Raw genomic sequence first — 14,836 nt, forward strand, 5'->3', positions numbered from 1 at the left:
TAATTCTCAACAACGTCATAGAATGCAGCATCAGGGTCACTCGACCCTATGCCATTCATGGACGACACCATGCCGCCGCCGACCGAATCCGCCGCCCTGCCCGCCGCGCCGCCAGCACGTCGGTCACGTCTTGCCTTCCTGGGTGCCGGCGCGCTGGTGGCCGTGGGCTACATGGACCCCGGCAACTGGGCCACGGCCATCGCCGGCGGCGCCAAGTACGGATACAGCCTGCTGATCGTGGTGGCACTGTCCAGCCTGGTCGCCATGTTGTTGCAGTGGATTGCCGCGCGAGTGGGCGTGGTGACCGGGCGCGACCTTGCCCAGCTGTGCCGTGAACGTTTTCCGCGGCGCGTAACGATTGCCTTGTGGATAGCCAGCGAGATCGCCATCATTGCCTGCGACGTGGCCGAGGTCGTTGGCAGCGCGGTGGCCCTGCAACTGCTGTTCCACGTCAAGCTGTGGGTTGGCGTGCTGATTGCCGCCGTGGTCACCATCGCCATGCTGGCCGTGCAGCGCTATGGACAGCGCACGATGGAAGCGATGGTCGCCGGGCTGATCCTGCTGGTGGCGCTGTGCTTCGTGGCTCAACTGGCGATGGCGCAGCCGGAATGGGCCGCCGTGCTCGGCGGCATGGCGCCGTCGGCCGACCTGGTGCGCGACGCAGGCATGCTGTGGCTGGCGGCCGGTATCGTCGGTGCCACGGTCATGCCACACAATCTCTACCTGCATTCGTCACTGGTGCGCCGCTTCACGCCGCCACCGGGTAGCCGCCCCGCGCGCCGCCGCTCGTTTGTGGACGTCCTACGTGGCATGAATCTGGACACATTCGGCTCGCTCAGCTTTGCCTTCCTGATCAATGCCGCGCTGCTGATCCTCGCGGCCTCGACGTTCCACGCGAACGGGCTGACCGATGTCGAGGACCTTGCCGACGCCCATCGCCTGCTCGCACCGTTGCTGCACTCCGATCTGGCCAGCCTGCTGTTCGCCGTTGCGCTGCTGGCATGCGGACTCAATTCGACGCTGACCGGTACGCTGGCCGGTCAGGCCGTGATGGAAGGTTTCCTCGATCTGAAGATGTCGCGCATGCGGCGCGCGCTGCTGACACGCGCCGTGGCGATCGTGCCCGCGATGGCCGCGGTATGGGCTTTCGGCGAGCACGGCTCGGCCAGCCTGCTGGTGGCCAGCCAGGTTGTGCTGAGTCTAACGTTGCCGCTGGCGGTGGTGCCGCTGATCCTGTTCGGCGCCGATCGCCGATTGATGGGTGCGTGGCGCGTGCGAGGCGTGCCGCTGGTGCTAGCCGGCGCTTCGGCCGCCCTGATCATCCTGCTCAACGTCGCGCTGCTCTGGCAAACCGCGCTGGCCTGAGCAGGCTCAATCAAGGATGGACCACGGCCCTGTGCCGGCTACAACACTGGCTCCAGCTTGCGATACTGGTTGTAATGCCGGATGGCGCGATGCGGGTCGCCAAGTGCCTCGTGCAGTCGCGCGGCGTTGTAGTGGGCGTCGGCAAAATCCGGCGCCAGCTCGATGCAGGCGTGGTAACTCTGTAGCGCCTCACGCATCGCACCAGCGTCTTCCAAAGCGACGCCAAGGTTGAAATGGATCAACGGTTGATGCGGCAGACCACCCAGCGCCGTGCGGTACTGCGCGATGGCTTCTGGCAGACGGCCCTGATCGCAGAGCAGGCAGCCCAGGTTAAGCCAGGCATCGAGAAAATCGGGCGCCTGCGCAACGGCCTGCCGATACGCGGCTTCCGCATCGCCCGGCGCAACCCGCTCCAGCGCAACGCCCCGTTCGAACCAGCCCGCAGGATCGATGTCATCCCGCGCCGGGTGCTCGGGCGCGCGCCGCAGGTCGACCACTTCCGCGGCCACCTGGGGCGGCGTCGCCTCGTCGAAATCGAGCACGAACTGCCCGGAATCCACATGCCATCTGCCACGTCGATCCTGCACCGCGACGTCGCCGCCCACGGCGGTCACGCGCAGACCGGTGGGCGGACGGCCCTCGCCCAGGCCTTGCAAACGGCGCAGCGAGCGCGTGACGTGGCGGGTCGGAATGCCCGCTTCACGCAGCGACTGTGCCGTGCGCAGCAGCACCACGTCCTGAAAGCTGAAGCGGAATTCGTGACGCGCGCCGCGCCGGGGGGCGATCACGCCGGCGGCGATCAGCGCTGTGACGACGGTACGCGAAATGCCCAGCAACGCCTGGACATCGCGCATTGAATAGGCTTGCATCGCTTACTTGCGCGCCGCCCGCTTTGGTGCCTCGGCGGGTGCTGCGGCAGCGCGCCGTGCCGTCTTGCGGGCCGGCGGTTCGGCGGCGCTGGACTTGGCCGCTGCCTTACCCGTCGTCTTGGCGGCGGGTTGCCGCTTGTTGGATCCGATGCTCTTGCGCAGCGCTTCCATGAGGTCGATGACCTCGCCACCCGAAGGCGGCGGCGACTCCGCAGCCACGGTGATCTTCTTGCCGGCGATCCTCTTATCGATCTGCTCCAGGATGCGCGCCTTTTCCTCATCGACATAGGCACTGGCGTCGTAGCCTTCGACCGCGTTCTGCTCGATCAACTGCTGGGCCAACTTGAGTTCCGCTGGCGCAACATCGGTGCGCTCGACGTGCAGATCCGCCATGTCGCGTACTTCATCCGCGTAGAGCAGCTGCTGCAGGATCAACCCGTCGTCACCCACCCGAATCTGCACCATGTACTGTTTGCCCTTCCAGGCCCACTTGGCCAGCGCGCAGGTACCGGTTTCGCGCATCGCCTCGGCCAGCAGGTTGTACGGCTTGGCGCCTCGCTTGTCCGGGCCAAGGTAATACGCCTTGTCGAAGTAGATCGGATCAATGGCGCCCACCGGCATGAACGACACAATGTCGATGGTCTGCTCGGCCGCGTCCTCCAGCGTCTTGAGTTCTTCCGGCGTAAAGGTCACATACCGGTCCTTTTCGAACTCGTAGCCCTTGACCATATCGGCACGGTCCACCACCACGTCTTCCTTTATGCAGATGTACTGCTGCCTCAAGCGCGATCCGCAGCCCTTGTGCAGCAGGTTGAAGCTGATCGCGGCCTTGCTTTCGGTGGCCGAGTAGACCTTGACCGGGATGGAAACCAGCCCGAAGCTGATCGATAGCGAAGCAATGGAACGTGCGGCCATAGCGACATCCTCCCGCGGGTGGAACAGGTCATCGTCCAGCCAGTGTAGTTCGCAAGGCGCGTGGCGCCAGCGGTCTGCCCCGACGTGCGGTGTCAGACACGTCCTACAGCGAGGGCATCAGCCAATCACCGAAGTGATCCAACCGGTCAGCGCGGGGCCTGCGATCACCATCAGCACGCCGGCCAGCACCATCGTCAGGCTGGCGACCACGCCTTCCTCCGTGTGCCGCTGGCGTGCCCGCGCGGTGCCAAAACCGTGGGCCGCGGCACCGAGGGACGCGCCCTGCGCCACGGGCGAGCGCAGCCGAAGCAGCGCCAGCACCGTATCGCCGACCATCATGCCGACCAACCCGGTCATCACGGTGAACAGCGACACCAGGTCCGCCGATCCGCCAGTATGGGACACCACCGCCACGGCAAAGGGCGTGGAAACTGAGCGCGCCATAAGGCTGCGCGATATCTCGTTGCTGAAGTGAAAGGCTTCCGCCAGCAGGCGTGCGCTGATCATTGCGACGAGCATGCCCGCCACCACGCCAAACGCCAGCGCCAGCCAATGGCGCCGCACGATGCCGCGATGCTCGTAGATCGGCACGGCGAAGGCAATCGTCGCCGGCCCGAGCAGCCAGACCATCCAGCGCGTATCGGCCACGTAGGCGGTATAGGGAATGTCGGCCAGCAGCAGCACCGCGATCGACAGCACGGGCACGACGATTGCCGGCGACAGCCAGATACGGGGATTGCGCCGATAGAACGGCTTGATCGCGAAATAGAGCGCGATGGTCCAGGCCAGGCACAGGAACGACACCATTGCTTACTCCTGCTCGGGCGCACCGCGCAGCCGCGCAAGGCGCCGCTCCAGCCGGCATCCCGCGTGGACGGCCAGTGCCGTGGCGGCCATGACCAGGATCGTGCCGACCGTGACCGCGATGGTCAGCTGCACCCCTTCCGAACGGAACAGCGGCAAGTAGTTCACCACGGCGACCACGCACGGAATAAAGAACAGCACCAGTTCGCCGAGCAGCCAGTCCGCCCCGTCCTTGACCCAGCCCACTTCAGCCTTGCCCGAAAGCAGCAGGCCCAGCACGGCCAGCAGTCCGACCACGCCCGGAGACATCGACCAGCCCAGCGCGCGGGTCAGCCAGTCCGCGGCGAACCAGATGGCCAGCAGCGCGCCCACCTGGGCGGCAGTGCGCAACAGGCGGCGCGGACGGAAGGAAACAGCGGCGGATGCAGGGGCGGCGGACACGGTAGCGGCTTTCGTGAGGAAAACGTCGCCATTATTCGCTTGATATCCGCACAACGACATGCCGAAAATCCGCATCGGTTGTGCATTAATGCACAACCAGGCAGCCGCTACGATGCGCCCGTCATGAACAGCTCGACGTTGGCGTCGACCTGCTCCGCGATGAATGTCGCCACGGCCCGCACGTGCGCCGCCTTCCAGTGGTCCTCGTGCACGTGCATATGGAAGGTCCGTATCACTTCCACCTCGTCCGCCAGCACCGGCACCAGCGACGGAAATGCCGCGGCCACATAGGCCGGGATGATGCACAGGCACTGTCCCGCCAGCGTGGCGTGCACCTGGGTCAGCAGGTTTGTACTCCGCACGCGCGCGTGATAATCGACGCCAATCGCGCTGGCAAAACTCAGCTCCGGCGAGAACAGGTGTTCTTCGACGTAGCCGATGAACGGATGCGCCAGCAGATCCTGCCTGGTGCGAATCCGAGGCGCCTGCTTGAGATATGCCTTGGTGCCATAGACGAACATGCGGTAGTCGGTCAGCCGGCGCGATGCCACGCGCAGATGATCGGCCCCGGACAGTCCGATGGCGATATCGGCCTCGCGCCGGGTCAGGCTGAACAGGCGCGCGGCCGCGAAAATTTCCACTTCGAGCCGGGGATGCTGAGCCGTCAGCATGTGGATGCGCGGCGCCAGGAACATGCTGCCGAAGCCGTCCGGCGCGCCCACGCGCACGATTCCGGCGATGTCCTGTTCGCCAGCGGCGGCGGCCTTCGATGCCAGCAGCGCGCTTTCAATGGCCTCGGCCGTGGCCAGCAGCCGTTCGCCGGCGGACGTCAATCCGTAGCCGACATGGCTCTTGTGGAACAGGCGTGTGTTCAAGACCTTTTCCAGCGCCTGAATATGCCGCGCGACGGTCGTGTGCTCCGTGCCAAGCTGTGCGGCGGCGGCCGACAACGTGCCGCCGCGCGCCACTGCCAGAAAGTAGCGGTAGTCGTCCCAGTTGTCATTGGCGCGCACGGTCGCGCGTGAGGCGGACTTTGCCTTGCTCATGCGGCACCCTCCGTGGGCGTGGCCGCGCCACGGGCGCTGCGCAGTTCGCGCTGCTGGCGGCGATACGCCCCCGGGCCCACGCCGAAATGCTGCGTAAACACCCGGCCAAACGCCGCCTGCGATGCGTAGCCGCACTGTTCCGCCACGGCCGCCGCCGAGAGTCCATCCTTGCGCAGCAGCCGTGCGGCGCGCTCCATGCGCAGCGTGGTAACCAGTTCCAGCGGCGTGATGCCCAGTTGCGCGAAGCGGCGGGCCAGCGTCGCGCGCGAGACATTGCACACCTCGGCCAGGCTATCCACCGTCCACGGTTTTTCGGGATGCTGCACAACGGCATCCACGGCGCGCGCCAGCCGGGCATCGGCCATCAACGCCATGACGCCATGCGAAACCAATCCCTGGGAGATCAGCGTGCGCAGCAGCACGGTGAACAGCGCGGTGGACAGATCGGCGATGATCGCCGTACTGCCCGGCCCTGGGGCGTCCGCCTCCACATGCATCATGCCGATCAGGCCGCGCAGCCAGTTCAGGCCGGCATCGCCCCCGCCCGCCGTCCTGACGCAGAGCATCTCCGGCAGCGCGCGCAGCAACACATCGGCGGAACTGCCGAGCATGAATGTCCCGCAAAGGATATCGAGCGGCGCGGCGGCGCCTGGCACCGTGATTTCGGTCACCACGCCGTTGAAATGGCGGGATTCCGCAGGGCGGGACTTGCCGCCGTGCACACCGGACAGCGTGTGCGCCGCGCCGTGCGGAAACAGCAATACATCGCCCGCCGCCACGCGAAGGTTGTCGGCGCCCATCGCCACATCCGCCTGGCCGTCCAGGATGGCGTGGTATGGCACGTGACCGGGCGCCGCCTGCGCGTTATGGGCTGACCACGCGCCAGCTACACGGCAATGCAGGTCGACGGTGCCGGACGGCGCCAGCAGGCGCACCAGTTCGCTAAGACTGTCCATCGGTTGGAGTGAGACGATCGGGCAAAAAGTTGAGCGGATTCTAATCCATCCGGATCTCCAGCGCACCTACCATTAAGTCCAAGGAAGCGCCGCACATCGAACGTGGCCACCGACATCAACCCTGTACCGATTGGATATCCGAAGGAGCAATATCATGACCACCCGTCTGCACACGATCGCCGTCCCCGAAGCCACTGGCCAGACCGCGGAACTGTTTGGCGCCATCCGCAAGGCCGTTGGCAAGGTGCCCAACGCTTATGCCACCATCGGCAGCAACGCACCGGCGGTGCTGGCCCAGGCCCTGCAGACCAATGCCGTGCTGAAGCAAGGCGCGCTGTCCGCAAAGGAGCTTGAGGCGATCAACCTGGCCGTCAGCGAACATAGTGGTTGTGACTACTGTCTGGCTGCCCATACGCTGACGGCGACCAAGATGGCCGGCCTCAGCGTGGAACAGACGCAGCAGCTACGCCGTGGCAGCTTTCCGGAAGATGCGAAGATCGATGCGCTGACGCGCTTTGCCGTGGAACTGGTCGGCACCAGTGGCACGGTGCCGGTTGCCAGCGTGGAAGCGGTACGTGCCGTGGGCTACACCGACACGCAGATCGTTGAAGCCATCCAGGCCATCAGCGCGATCCTGTTCACCAACATGATCAACCGCGTCAACGACACCACGCTCGACTTCCCCGCCGTGGTGTAAGCCGGGTCAGGCGGCGCCTAGTGCCAGGCGCTGCCGACCTGGATATAGAACGCGTTCTGGCCCTTGCTATGCGCCACGTCGAGCCCCATCGACAGGCCCAGCTTACGCGCGATCATGTAGCGGAAACCGCCCCCGACGCTGAAGACCGTGGTGGCGTCCGAGAAGTCATGCCAGCGGCCATATGCCTTGCCGGTACCGGTAAACGCCAGCACCGACCAGCGCGGCGTCACATCCCAGCGCAGTTCCGCCTCGGCAACCACCGCATTGCGGTCCTGATAGCGGCCCTTCTGCACGCCGCGCAGGTCCACATACGGTTGCGCGTAGAACGGCACGTCGCCGCTTGAGAATTTCGTATCGGCGCGCAGGCCGAGAATCCACTTGCGCGACAACGGCAGCCACGTGAAGCCGCGTGCGTTGTACATGTTGAAGCTCTGGGTGCTGCCCAGGCCACCGCGCGCGAACTGCGCTTCAAATTCCGCGTAAATGCCCTTGTTCGGATAGAAGATGTTGTCGCGCGAGTCGTAGTCGATGACGATGCCGCCCTTGCCGATGCGCTGGTCCTTTTCCAGCGGCGCAAGCTCATTGGGCGACGTGCCAAACTTGAAAGTGGCCGAGGTATCGGCGTAGACATAGCGCGGACCGATATACCAATGCGAATCGGCGACGCGGAAGAGTAACTGCTGCACCAGCACAAAGCCGTCCAGCGAATAGGCACGCGGCTGGTTCAGTGCGCCGAAGTAATCGAGATTGGCATTGACCTTGCCGATGGCGCCCAGATAGCGGATGCGGTCACCGCCCCATGTATGGAAATGCGCGGCACCGGCTGCCCATGTGCCGTTTTCCGTGTAAGCCCCACCCACTGCCGTAATGTTCGGCGGCGCCGGTCCCTTGCCCGATTCCCTGGCGTGCTGCGCGGCCTCGGCCATCGATTCCGAAAAAAACGCCAGACCCAGCCCGAAGCCATAGCCCACGGCTGGTTCGGTGATGATCGTCGGCACCGGCAAGGCGCCCTTGTGGTGCAGCAGGAAGTCGCTCATGTCGAGCATGCCGTCCTCCGGGTCGAAGAACGACAGCTTAGGCTTGGGCGCCGGCGTGCCGGGCGACACTGGACCGGCGGCGGTATCGGCGGCCCTATCGGCGGCCCTATCGGCGGGCGCGTCTGGCTCTGCCTGCGCCACGGCGGGCAGCGCCACCAGCCAGACCATCGTCACCAGAGCGCGCCAGGTTCGTGTCATTTTCCGAAGGTCATGTTGAGCCCCGCAAAGATCGTCCACTGCGGGACGCCAGTGCCGCGATGCAGTATCGAATACTGAGGCTCGACAAAGGCATTGAAGATCGTGTGGCCTTCTTTCCACGCCTTACCGGCGCCAAGGCCGACAGGCACGTAGTAGGTGCCGTGCTGCAGGTCAAAAGTCCACGTCCCGGTCGACCGCACATACCAGCCGCGCGGCAGGTTGTAGATCATGAAGGGCTGGGCGGTCAGTGACTGGACGGTCGGGCGGCCGCTCTGGCCGGCAAACGAATGCTGCCATTGCACCAGCATGCCCAGCAGCCGGGCCGGCTTGGGATCGACCACCACGGCGGCCACGCCGGCCTGCCATTTACCGGTGCCGAGGCTCGGGTCCGTGGCTGTAGGTATCGTCAGCAATGGCCCGGCGCCGATCTGCAGGCCTTCGCTACGCAGCAGGAAGATGTCGAACAGATTGATATCGCCCAAGCCGGTTTCGTATGTGCCATCGGCCTTGGGGCGGGTACTGATCGGAACCGTGCCGCGAAATATCTGTGGCACGCCGATGAGGCTGCCGGGAGCTACCGGTATCGTCGGCCGCAACAGCAGGTCGTTGGTATGCGCATTGCTGCCATAAAGGCGCGGCGCGTAGAAATTCTGGATATTAAACGAGGGCGCGACATTCAGTGGATTGTTGCTTTTGTTGGCCAGATCGGCACTGTCCTGTGCCATCGCTGCTTCCAGCAATGCACCCCAGGCAATACAGAATCCGGCGATTTTCAGAGCACTGCGCGCTCGCATTACATACACTCCTTGATCGGCTGCCGGGCCTTTGTGGCATATCAAGCCCATTGCGGCAATGTACCGGACTGTCTCGTGCGCTGCGCATCGCTACGTGATGAACTTTCTCGCCTGTCGCGTTAAGTACTTTCGAGCCTCCGGGCGATTTTCCGGCGCGCTGGACGCCTTTACATTGCGCCGCCCGTATCACGATTTATATTTTTTCGAATCACTCGATAACCCGCGCGGCGGATTATCTTAAATCTCACCCATTTGGGTCGCCTTAATCCTATGGTGCAGTTTCGGGCACTTCATTTCATCTAAATCGGAAGACAATAAAATTGAATTCCCATTTTGTAGCGAATTTGCCAGACTACCTTCTGACGAATGGATGAAGTACTGCATTCGATCAGAGTGAGTGGATCGGTCCTTGGCCGATCCGCTTTTCTATAGGCGCAACGTGAGGAAAACCACGGTGAAGCACTACACACCAGACAATTTCCAGCTGACCCAGAGCATCGGCTTTCACCTGAACAAGGCGCGCAACAGCCTTCTGACGGAGATGGACTCGGCACTGCGCCCGCTTGATATCAACGGGCAGCAAATGGGTATCCTGCTGTCGCTGACACGCGGAATGGCCAGCACCCCGTTCGAAATCAGCAAGTTGCTGGGCATCGACAGCGGACTGATGACCAGGATGCTCGACAAGCTCGAGGAAAAAGGTCTGCTTGAACGCAGCCGCAGCATCGACGATCGCCGCGTGGTGAACCTGGTCCTGACCCAGAAAGGCAGAACCATTGCTTCGGAGATCCCGGTGATTGCCCCGGAGGTGCTTAACCACCGGCTACAGGAATTTAGCGTGGAGGAATTCGACGAATTCCGCCGGCTGCTGCAGAAATTTGTCAGCGGAGGCTGAAGGAAATTCGATCGACGGCAGGCCGTTGCGGCAAGCGCCCCGCCTGGCCGTCGAGCCCTGGTTTTCCGGTCAAAACCTGCCGATACCACCCCGCCCGGAGCCGTTGGGAAATGGCCCGTCCCTAGACCGACCCCGACAACAGCGAGACCGAGCGATATGCCTGGTCGATGGCCGCTGTCACCGACGGACTGCCCGCCGCATCGCTGCCCGCAATACGGATATTGCCCACGCCACGCCCGGCCTGTTCCAGTGCGGCCTGCAGGCCAGCATCGTCGGGAGTCAGTGACGACGGCATATAGCTGTACCCGTGTGCCCAGCGGTTGACGGTAATGCCTTGGATATCCCGTACGCCCTGAAATCCGCCGCGAGCCAGCATGCGGTCGAGCTGCGCGCGTATATCGCGTTCCAACACATCGAACGGTGTACCAAGCAGGAAGGCACGGCCCGCGCGAAAGCGCTCGCGTGCCTGCATCCCGCTGTCGGGCACGGTGGGCACATACAGCATGTGGAGCACGACGGGATCGTCGCGGCTCCCGGCAGTCGGCTCCAGCCAGGCATCGGAATACGCCATCGTGGGTGCGTGAATGCGCCAGGTCTTCAATTCGTCGAACGCCCGCCAGTTGTCGAGCGCCACTTTGGTGTAGACCAGCGGCGCCTTGACTGCCGACCTCAACGCCGTCCCGGACGCCGCCGGTAACGCCGGCAGGATGAACGGCACCATCATGCCGTAGCCGGCCACGATCACGTGCTGGGCCTCCACGCGCTGCAGATTGCCCTGCCAGCCGTAAGTCACCCGTGTGATGCGCACATCCGGCTCAATGGCGATGGCCGTGCTGTTGAGCCGAATCCGCACCGGCTTGCCTTCCTGGTCGAGCTTGCCATAGTCGAAGCGGGCATCCTGCAGAGAACCGCCGCGCCCGGCCGACACCACATCGGGCACCAACTGGCCGACCAATGCGCGCGCCAGCGTGGCATTGCCATCCGGAAACCAGAGGCGCGACGCGGGGGACTTTCCGAGCCGGGCATCGATCGCCGGCGCCGGCATGCCCGCCCCTGCCGGCAGCCCGATCGCAATGGCCTGGGCCACCGAGATCCCGTCGGCATCCAGAGCATACGCGTCCTGGCTGCGGCCACGCAGGAAGCGCAGGCCACCAAGGCCAAAACCGGCCTTGTCACGCAGAAATGCCGCGTAGCGCGTCGTCTGGAGGTAGCTGCGGCGCGCTTCAGCGGGCATGCCCGCCAGAAAATCGAATTGCCCCTGGGCCAGCTTCAGCAAGGCCTGGCGATCGGCGGCTGAAACCGGCGCGCTCGCCAGAAAATCCTGCAATCCGTCGAGCGATGCTGGCGCACCTCGCTGCCGATCATCGATGACCGCGCCAAATGGATCACCGCGCATCCAGTGGTCGCGCCCAAAATGCTCGGCATCGAAAAACACCGCGCGACCCAAGCCCCGGCGTTGATAGTCCTCGCCTGGCAGCGCCCGCGCCTGAGCGGTGGGTGCGATGCCCAGCCCGGACAGCAACGACTTCACCGCTGCATTGTCGCTGGCCGAAGGCGGCATCTCGGCGCTGCCGCCGTAAGTGATCAGTCTGCGGCCGCGCACCGTGAACTCGTTGCGCTTGGCATGGCCGCCGAAGTCATCGTGATTGTCGAGTATCAGAATGCGTCGGCCCGCGCCAAACCGGCGCTGGTAAAACCACGCCGCGGCCAGGCCGCTGATGCCGCCGCCCACCACCACCAGATCGTAGGCCTCCTTGGCCAGCACTCCCGGATACGTGGCGCCCTCGCGCGCCAGGCTGTGGGCCAGCGTGAAGGTGCCCGCGTGGTTGCCGCGCAGGCCGGTCAGCGCGGGCGGATAGTTGCCGGCCGGCGGACTGGCGGCCAGCAGGCTGGCGGGCGCGATGCCGGCCGCGATGGTCAGGGCCGTACCGTTCAGGAAGTCTCTGCGCGAAATGGTCATGGTGTCTCGGGGGCGTTCATGCCCATTGCACGGCGACGCCCGCTCACGGATTCCGGGGTTACCGGTGCGGCCCGGTTGCCCCAGCTGCTTCGGATAAACGTCAGCAGGTTGGCCAGCTCCTGGTCTTCCATCGTCCAGCCGTAGCCAGGCATGTGATAGTCGGTGGGTGCGGTATCGACGCGCGCCGTCACCGCGCCGTCGAGCAGCAGGTTGACCAGCGAGGCGGGGTTCGGATCGACAACCGTCGGATTACCCGCCAGCGGAGGAAATACGCGGGCGAATCCCTTGCCGCTGCTTTGGTGGCATGGCATGCAAAAGGTCGCGTACTGGCGGGCCCCCGGCATATCGAAACGGCCCTGCTCCAGTTGCATGGCGGTCGCGGGGTCATAGCGGAACGGCTTCATTTCCCCGCGGGCGCCGGGAATCGACTTCAGGTATGTGGCCACGGCATCGAGGTCGCCGGCGTTCATGAATTGCGTCGACGTGGCGATGACCGTCGACATCGGGCCGAACGACGTGGCATGGGCATTGCGGCCCGTGTGCAGGTATTCCACCAGATCCGCTTTCGACCATGCGCCTAGCCCGGTCAGCGCATCGCCGGTGAGGTTGGTGGCGGACCACCCTTCAACCGTGGCGCCGGACAGAAAATGACGGCTGCGCTCGTCACGGCCCTTTTCGCCATACAGCATGCCGCGCGGCGTGTGGCACGCGCCACAATGCGCCACGGCCTGGACGAGGTAAGCCCCGCGACGCCAGGCTTCGCCCTGCGCCGCATCGGCGCGCACGGGGTCGCTGTTCAGATTCAGCCAGTTCCATGCCACCAGCAGCGAACGCATGCTGTAAGGCCAGCGCAGCGCCGTCTCCCGGTTGGCCTGCCGGACCGGTTTCACCTCGCTGCGCATCCATGCATAGAGCGCCGCTACATCGTCACGGGTCATCTTCGCGTACGACGTGTACGGCATGGCCGGATATAGCCGCTTTCCGTCCCGCGCCTGGCCCTGGCGGATGGCGCGGTCGAAATCGTCGAGTGAATAACGGCCCAGCCCGGTTTCCGGGTCGGGCGTGATATTGGTGGAGTACACGGTGCCAGCACCGGTCTCCAATGGCAGGCCGCCGGCCAGCGGCACGCCGCCCTCGGCGGTATGGCACGCCACGCAGTTGGCGATGCGCGCCAGATAGCGCCCGCGCGCGATCTGGTCCGCCGATGCGGGCGCCGCGCCATAAGCCGCGGAAGCCATCGGCAGGATGGCCATCGTCAGCAGCTGGAATCCGAGTCTTATTAATCCACGCATCGCAGTCACTATCACAGACAGGTTGGCTTCAAGACGCACGCCGACGGCGCGTCCACCATTCCACACCACCGAATGCCCCCTGCATCAGCAGCGCCAGCAGCGCGGCCGGAATGGCGCCCGCCAGCAGCAATGTCGAATCGTTGAGCGCCAGGCCGGTGACGATGCGCTCGCCGTAGCCGCCGGCGCCCACAAAGGCGGCAATCGTGGCCGTCCCCACACTAATGATGGCCGCCGTCTTCACCCCGGCAAGCAGCACAGGCATGGCCAGCGGCACCTCCACATAGCGCAGCACCTGCATCGGACGAAAACCGAGCGCCCGGGCGGCATCGCGCATCCCCTGCGAGATTTCCTGCAGGCCCGTGCAGGCGTTCCGCACGATCGGCAGCAGCGCATAGAGAAACAGCGCGATCATGGCTGGCCAGACACCGATCCGGCCGAGCAATGGAATCAGCATCGCCAGCAGCGCCAGCGACGGCACCGTCTGCAACACACCCACCAGCGCCAGCAGCACCTGACCCAGGCGGCGCCGGCGCGCGGCCACGATGCCGAGCGGCACGCCCACCAGAACGGCCGCGCCAACCGCCCCGCCCACCAGCGTCAGATGCCGGACGGTCAGGCGCCAGGTTTCGGCGCCCGACAGCACGGCGAGCAGGCCATGCCCGCGCCCGCCAGCGGATTGGGCGCCGGGCGCGCCAATCGTGCCCGCAAGAAAGCGGCGGCCGATGGCAGCGAACGATTCGCCATCGATCTCCGCCGCCGCGTTCATATCGATCATGTCGGCCACGGTGATGCGCCCCTGCAGTTGCTGTATCGCCTGCCATGCGGCCGGAAAGCGACGCGGCACATCGAGCCGGTAGACGATCACGGCGTCGTAGCGCGGAAAAACGTGCAGGTTGTCCTCAAGGACGCGCAGATGGAATTTGCGGATCTTGGCGTCGGTCGAGTAGATATCGGTGGCATCGATCTGGCCATTTGCCAACGCTTCGTAGGCAATGCCGTGATCGATGCCGACCGGCTTCTGCGGCAGGCCGTAGCGCTGCCGCAGCGCCGGCCAGCCATCGGTACGGCCCAGGAATTCATGCGAAAGGCCCAGTCGCAGGCGTGGCTGGCGTGCCAGGTCGGCCAGCGTGCGCAGCTCTCCCGCGCGCGCATCGGCGACGGCAATCGCGTAAGTGTTGTCGAATCCCAGTGGGACGGCGGCGCCCAGACCCATCGGCGCCAGCGCGGCATTGATCTGTTCGAGCGTGGTTGAGGCACCCGGCAGCTTCAGGATTTCACTGGCGAGGGTGCCGGTGTAGTCGGGGTAGGCGTCAATGGAACCGGCCTTGAGCGCCTCGAAGACGATGGCGGTGTTGCCAAGGCCCGGCAGGTGTTGGGCGTCCGCATGGGAGGCCGCGGCTTGCGTCAGGATTTCGCCAAGGATGTACGACTCGGTGAACCGCTTCGAGCCAATGCGCAGCGTGTCCGCGGCGTGGGCGGCGCTGGCCGCCGGACCAAGCAGGCAGGCAAAGGAAAACCAGACAACGAGCAGCCGGGGCATGGGGGACAAGCCGGAGTCTCCGGGTAG

14 protein-coding genes are annotated in these 14,836 nt (G+C 65.0%); 3 read left to right on the forward strand and 11 right to left on the reverse strand.

Translation table 11 applies throughout. The annotated features are described in order from the left end of the window. Window positions 1-69: 69 nt before the first annotated feature. Entirely contained in the window at window positions 70-1,365 is a 1,296-nt protein-coding gene (locus AC3FLX_RS23170; RefSeq protein ID WP_488699669.1) for an Nramp family divalent metal transporter, read from the forward strand. A 38-nt stretch (window positions 1,366-1,403) separates the two neighbouring features. Here the strand turns inward: AC3FLX_RS23170 and AC3FLX_RS23175 are convergent, their stop codons facing one another. From AC3FLX_RS23175 to AC3FLX_RS23200, 6 genes are all read right to left on the reverse strand, one after another. Beyond that, complete coding sequence (locus AC3FLX_RS23175) at window positions 1,404-2,234, reverse strand: tetratricopeptide repeat protein (RefSeq protein ID WP_488699670.1); 831 nt, start codon at window positions 2,232-2,234, stop codon at window positions 1,404-1,406. A gap of 3 nt (window positions 2,235-2,237) precedes the next feature. Next, window positions 2,238-3,149 carry a non-homologous end joining protein Ku gene (ku, locus tag AC3FLX_RS23180; RefSeq protein ID WP_488699671.1) on the reverse strand — a complete coding sequence of 304 codons (912 nt, stop codon included), beginning with the start codon at window positions 3,147-3,149 and terminating at the stop codon, window positions 2,238-2,240. Window positions 3,150-3,266: 117 nt separating this feature from the next. Further along, window positions 3,267-3,956 (reverse strand): LrgB family protein, encoded by a 690-nt coding sequence (locus AC3FLX_RS23185; RefSeq protein ID WP_488699672.1) that lies wholly within the window; start codon window positions 3,954-3,956, stop codon window positions 3,267-3,269. 3 nt (window positions 3,957-3,959) lie between these two features. Beyond that, the gene (locus AC3FLX_RS23190) at window positions 3,960-4,394 is read right to left on the reverse strand and encodes a CidA/LrgA family protein (RefSeq protein ID WP_488699673.1); all 435 of its coding nucleotides are present in this window, start codon (window positions 4,392-4,394) and stop codon (window positions 3,960-3,962) included. Window positions 4,395-4,501: 107 nt separating this feature from the next. Beyond that, window positions 4,502-5,440 carry a LysR family transcriptional regulator gene (locus AC3FLX_RS23195; protein ID WP_488699674.1) on the reverse strand — a complete coding sequence of 313 codons (939 nt, stop codon included), beginning with the start codon at window positions 5,438-5,440 and terminating at the stop codon, window positions 4,502-4,504. After that, window positions 5,437-6,396, reverse strand: a complete 960-nt coding sequence (locus tag AC3FLX_RS23200) for a helix-turn-helix domain-containing protein (protein ID WP_488699675.1) — start codon at window positions 6,394-6,396, stop codon at window positions 5,437-5,439. Before AC3FLX_RS23200 ends, AC3FLX_RS23195 begins: the two co-directional genes overlap by 4 nt. A 154-nt stretch (window positions 6,397-6,550) precedes the next feature. Here AC3FLX_RS23200 and AC3FLX_RS23205 point away from each other — a divergent pair, with 154 nt between their 5' ends. Then, a complete protein-coding gene (locus AC3FLX_RS23205; RefSeq protein WP_488699676.1) occupies window positions 6,551-7,093 on the forward strand; it encodes a carboxymuconolactone decarboxylase family protein in 543 nt (180 codons plus the stop codon). Between the two features lie 17 nt (window positions 7,094-7,110). Here the strand turns inward: AC3FLX_RS23205 and AC3FLX_RS23210 are convergent, their stop codons facing one another. After that, window positions 7,111-8,328: a BamA/TamA family outer membrane protein gene (locus AC3FLX_RS23210; protein WP_488699677.1), complete on the reverse strand. Its 1,218-nt coding sequence runs from the start codon at window positions 8,326-8,328 to the stop codon at window positions 7,111-7,113. After that, window positions 8,325-9,122, reverse strand: a complete 798-nt coding sequence (locus tag AC3FLX_RS23215) for a hypothetical protein (protein WP_488699678.1) — start codon at window positions 9,120-9,122, stop codon at window positions 8,325-8,327. The genes AC3FLX_RS23210 and AC3FLX_RS23215 overlap by 4 nt, the downstream gene beginning before the upstream one ends. Window positions 9,123-9,576: 454 nt before the next feature. On the opposite strand from AC3FLX_RS23215, the gene AC3FLX_RS23220 reads away from it, so the two are divergent. Then, window positions 9,577-10,017, forward strand: coding sequence for a MarR family winged helix-turn-helix transcriptional regulator (locus AC3FLX_RS23220; protein WP_488699735.1), 441 nt, complete (start codon window positions 9,577-9,579; stop codon window positions 10,015-10,017). Between the two features lie 121 nt (window positions 10,018-10,138). Here AC3FLX_RS23220 and AC3FLX_RS23225 read toward each other — a convergent pair whose 3' ends face one another. The 3 genes from AC3FLX_RS23225 to AC3FLX_RS23235 form a co-directional block, all read right to left on the reverse strand. Beyond that, complete coding sequence (locus AC3FLX_RS23225) at window positions 10,139-11,977, reverse strand: NAD(P)/FAD-dependent oxidoreductase (RefSeq protein ID WP_488699679.1); 1,839 nt, start codon at window positions 11,975-11,977, stop codon at window positions 10,139-10,141. Next, window positions 11,974-13,230: a cytochrome c gene (locus tag AC3FLX_RS23230; protein ID WP_488699736.1), complete on the reverse strand. Its 1,257-nt coding sequence runs from the start codon at window positions 13,228-13,230 to the stop codon at window positions 11,974-11,976. Before AC3FLX_RS23230 ends, AC3FLX_RS23225 begins: the two co-directional genes overlap by 4 nt. A gap of 67 nt (window positions 13,231-13,297) precedes the next feature. Next, complete coding sequence (locus tag AC3FLX_RS23235; RefSeq protein WP_488699737.1) at window positions 13,298-14,809, reverse strand: ABC transporter permease/substrate-binding protein; 1,512 nt, start codon at window positions 14,807-14,809, stop codon at window positions 13,298-13,300. Between the last annotated feature and the right edge of the window lie 27 nt (window positions 14,810-14,836).

This window comes from Cupriavidus sp. 291-E7 (assembly GCF_057798835.1).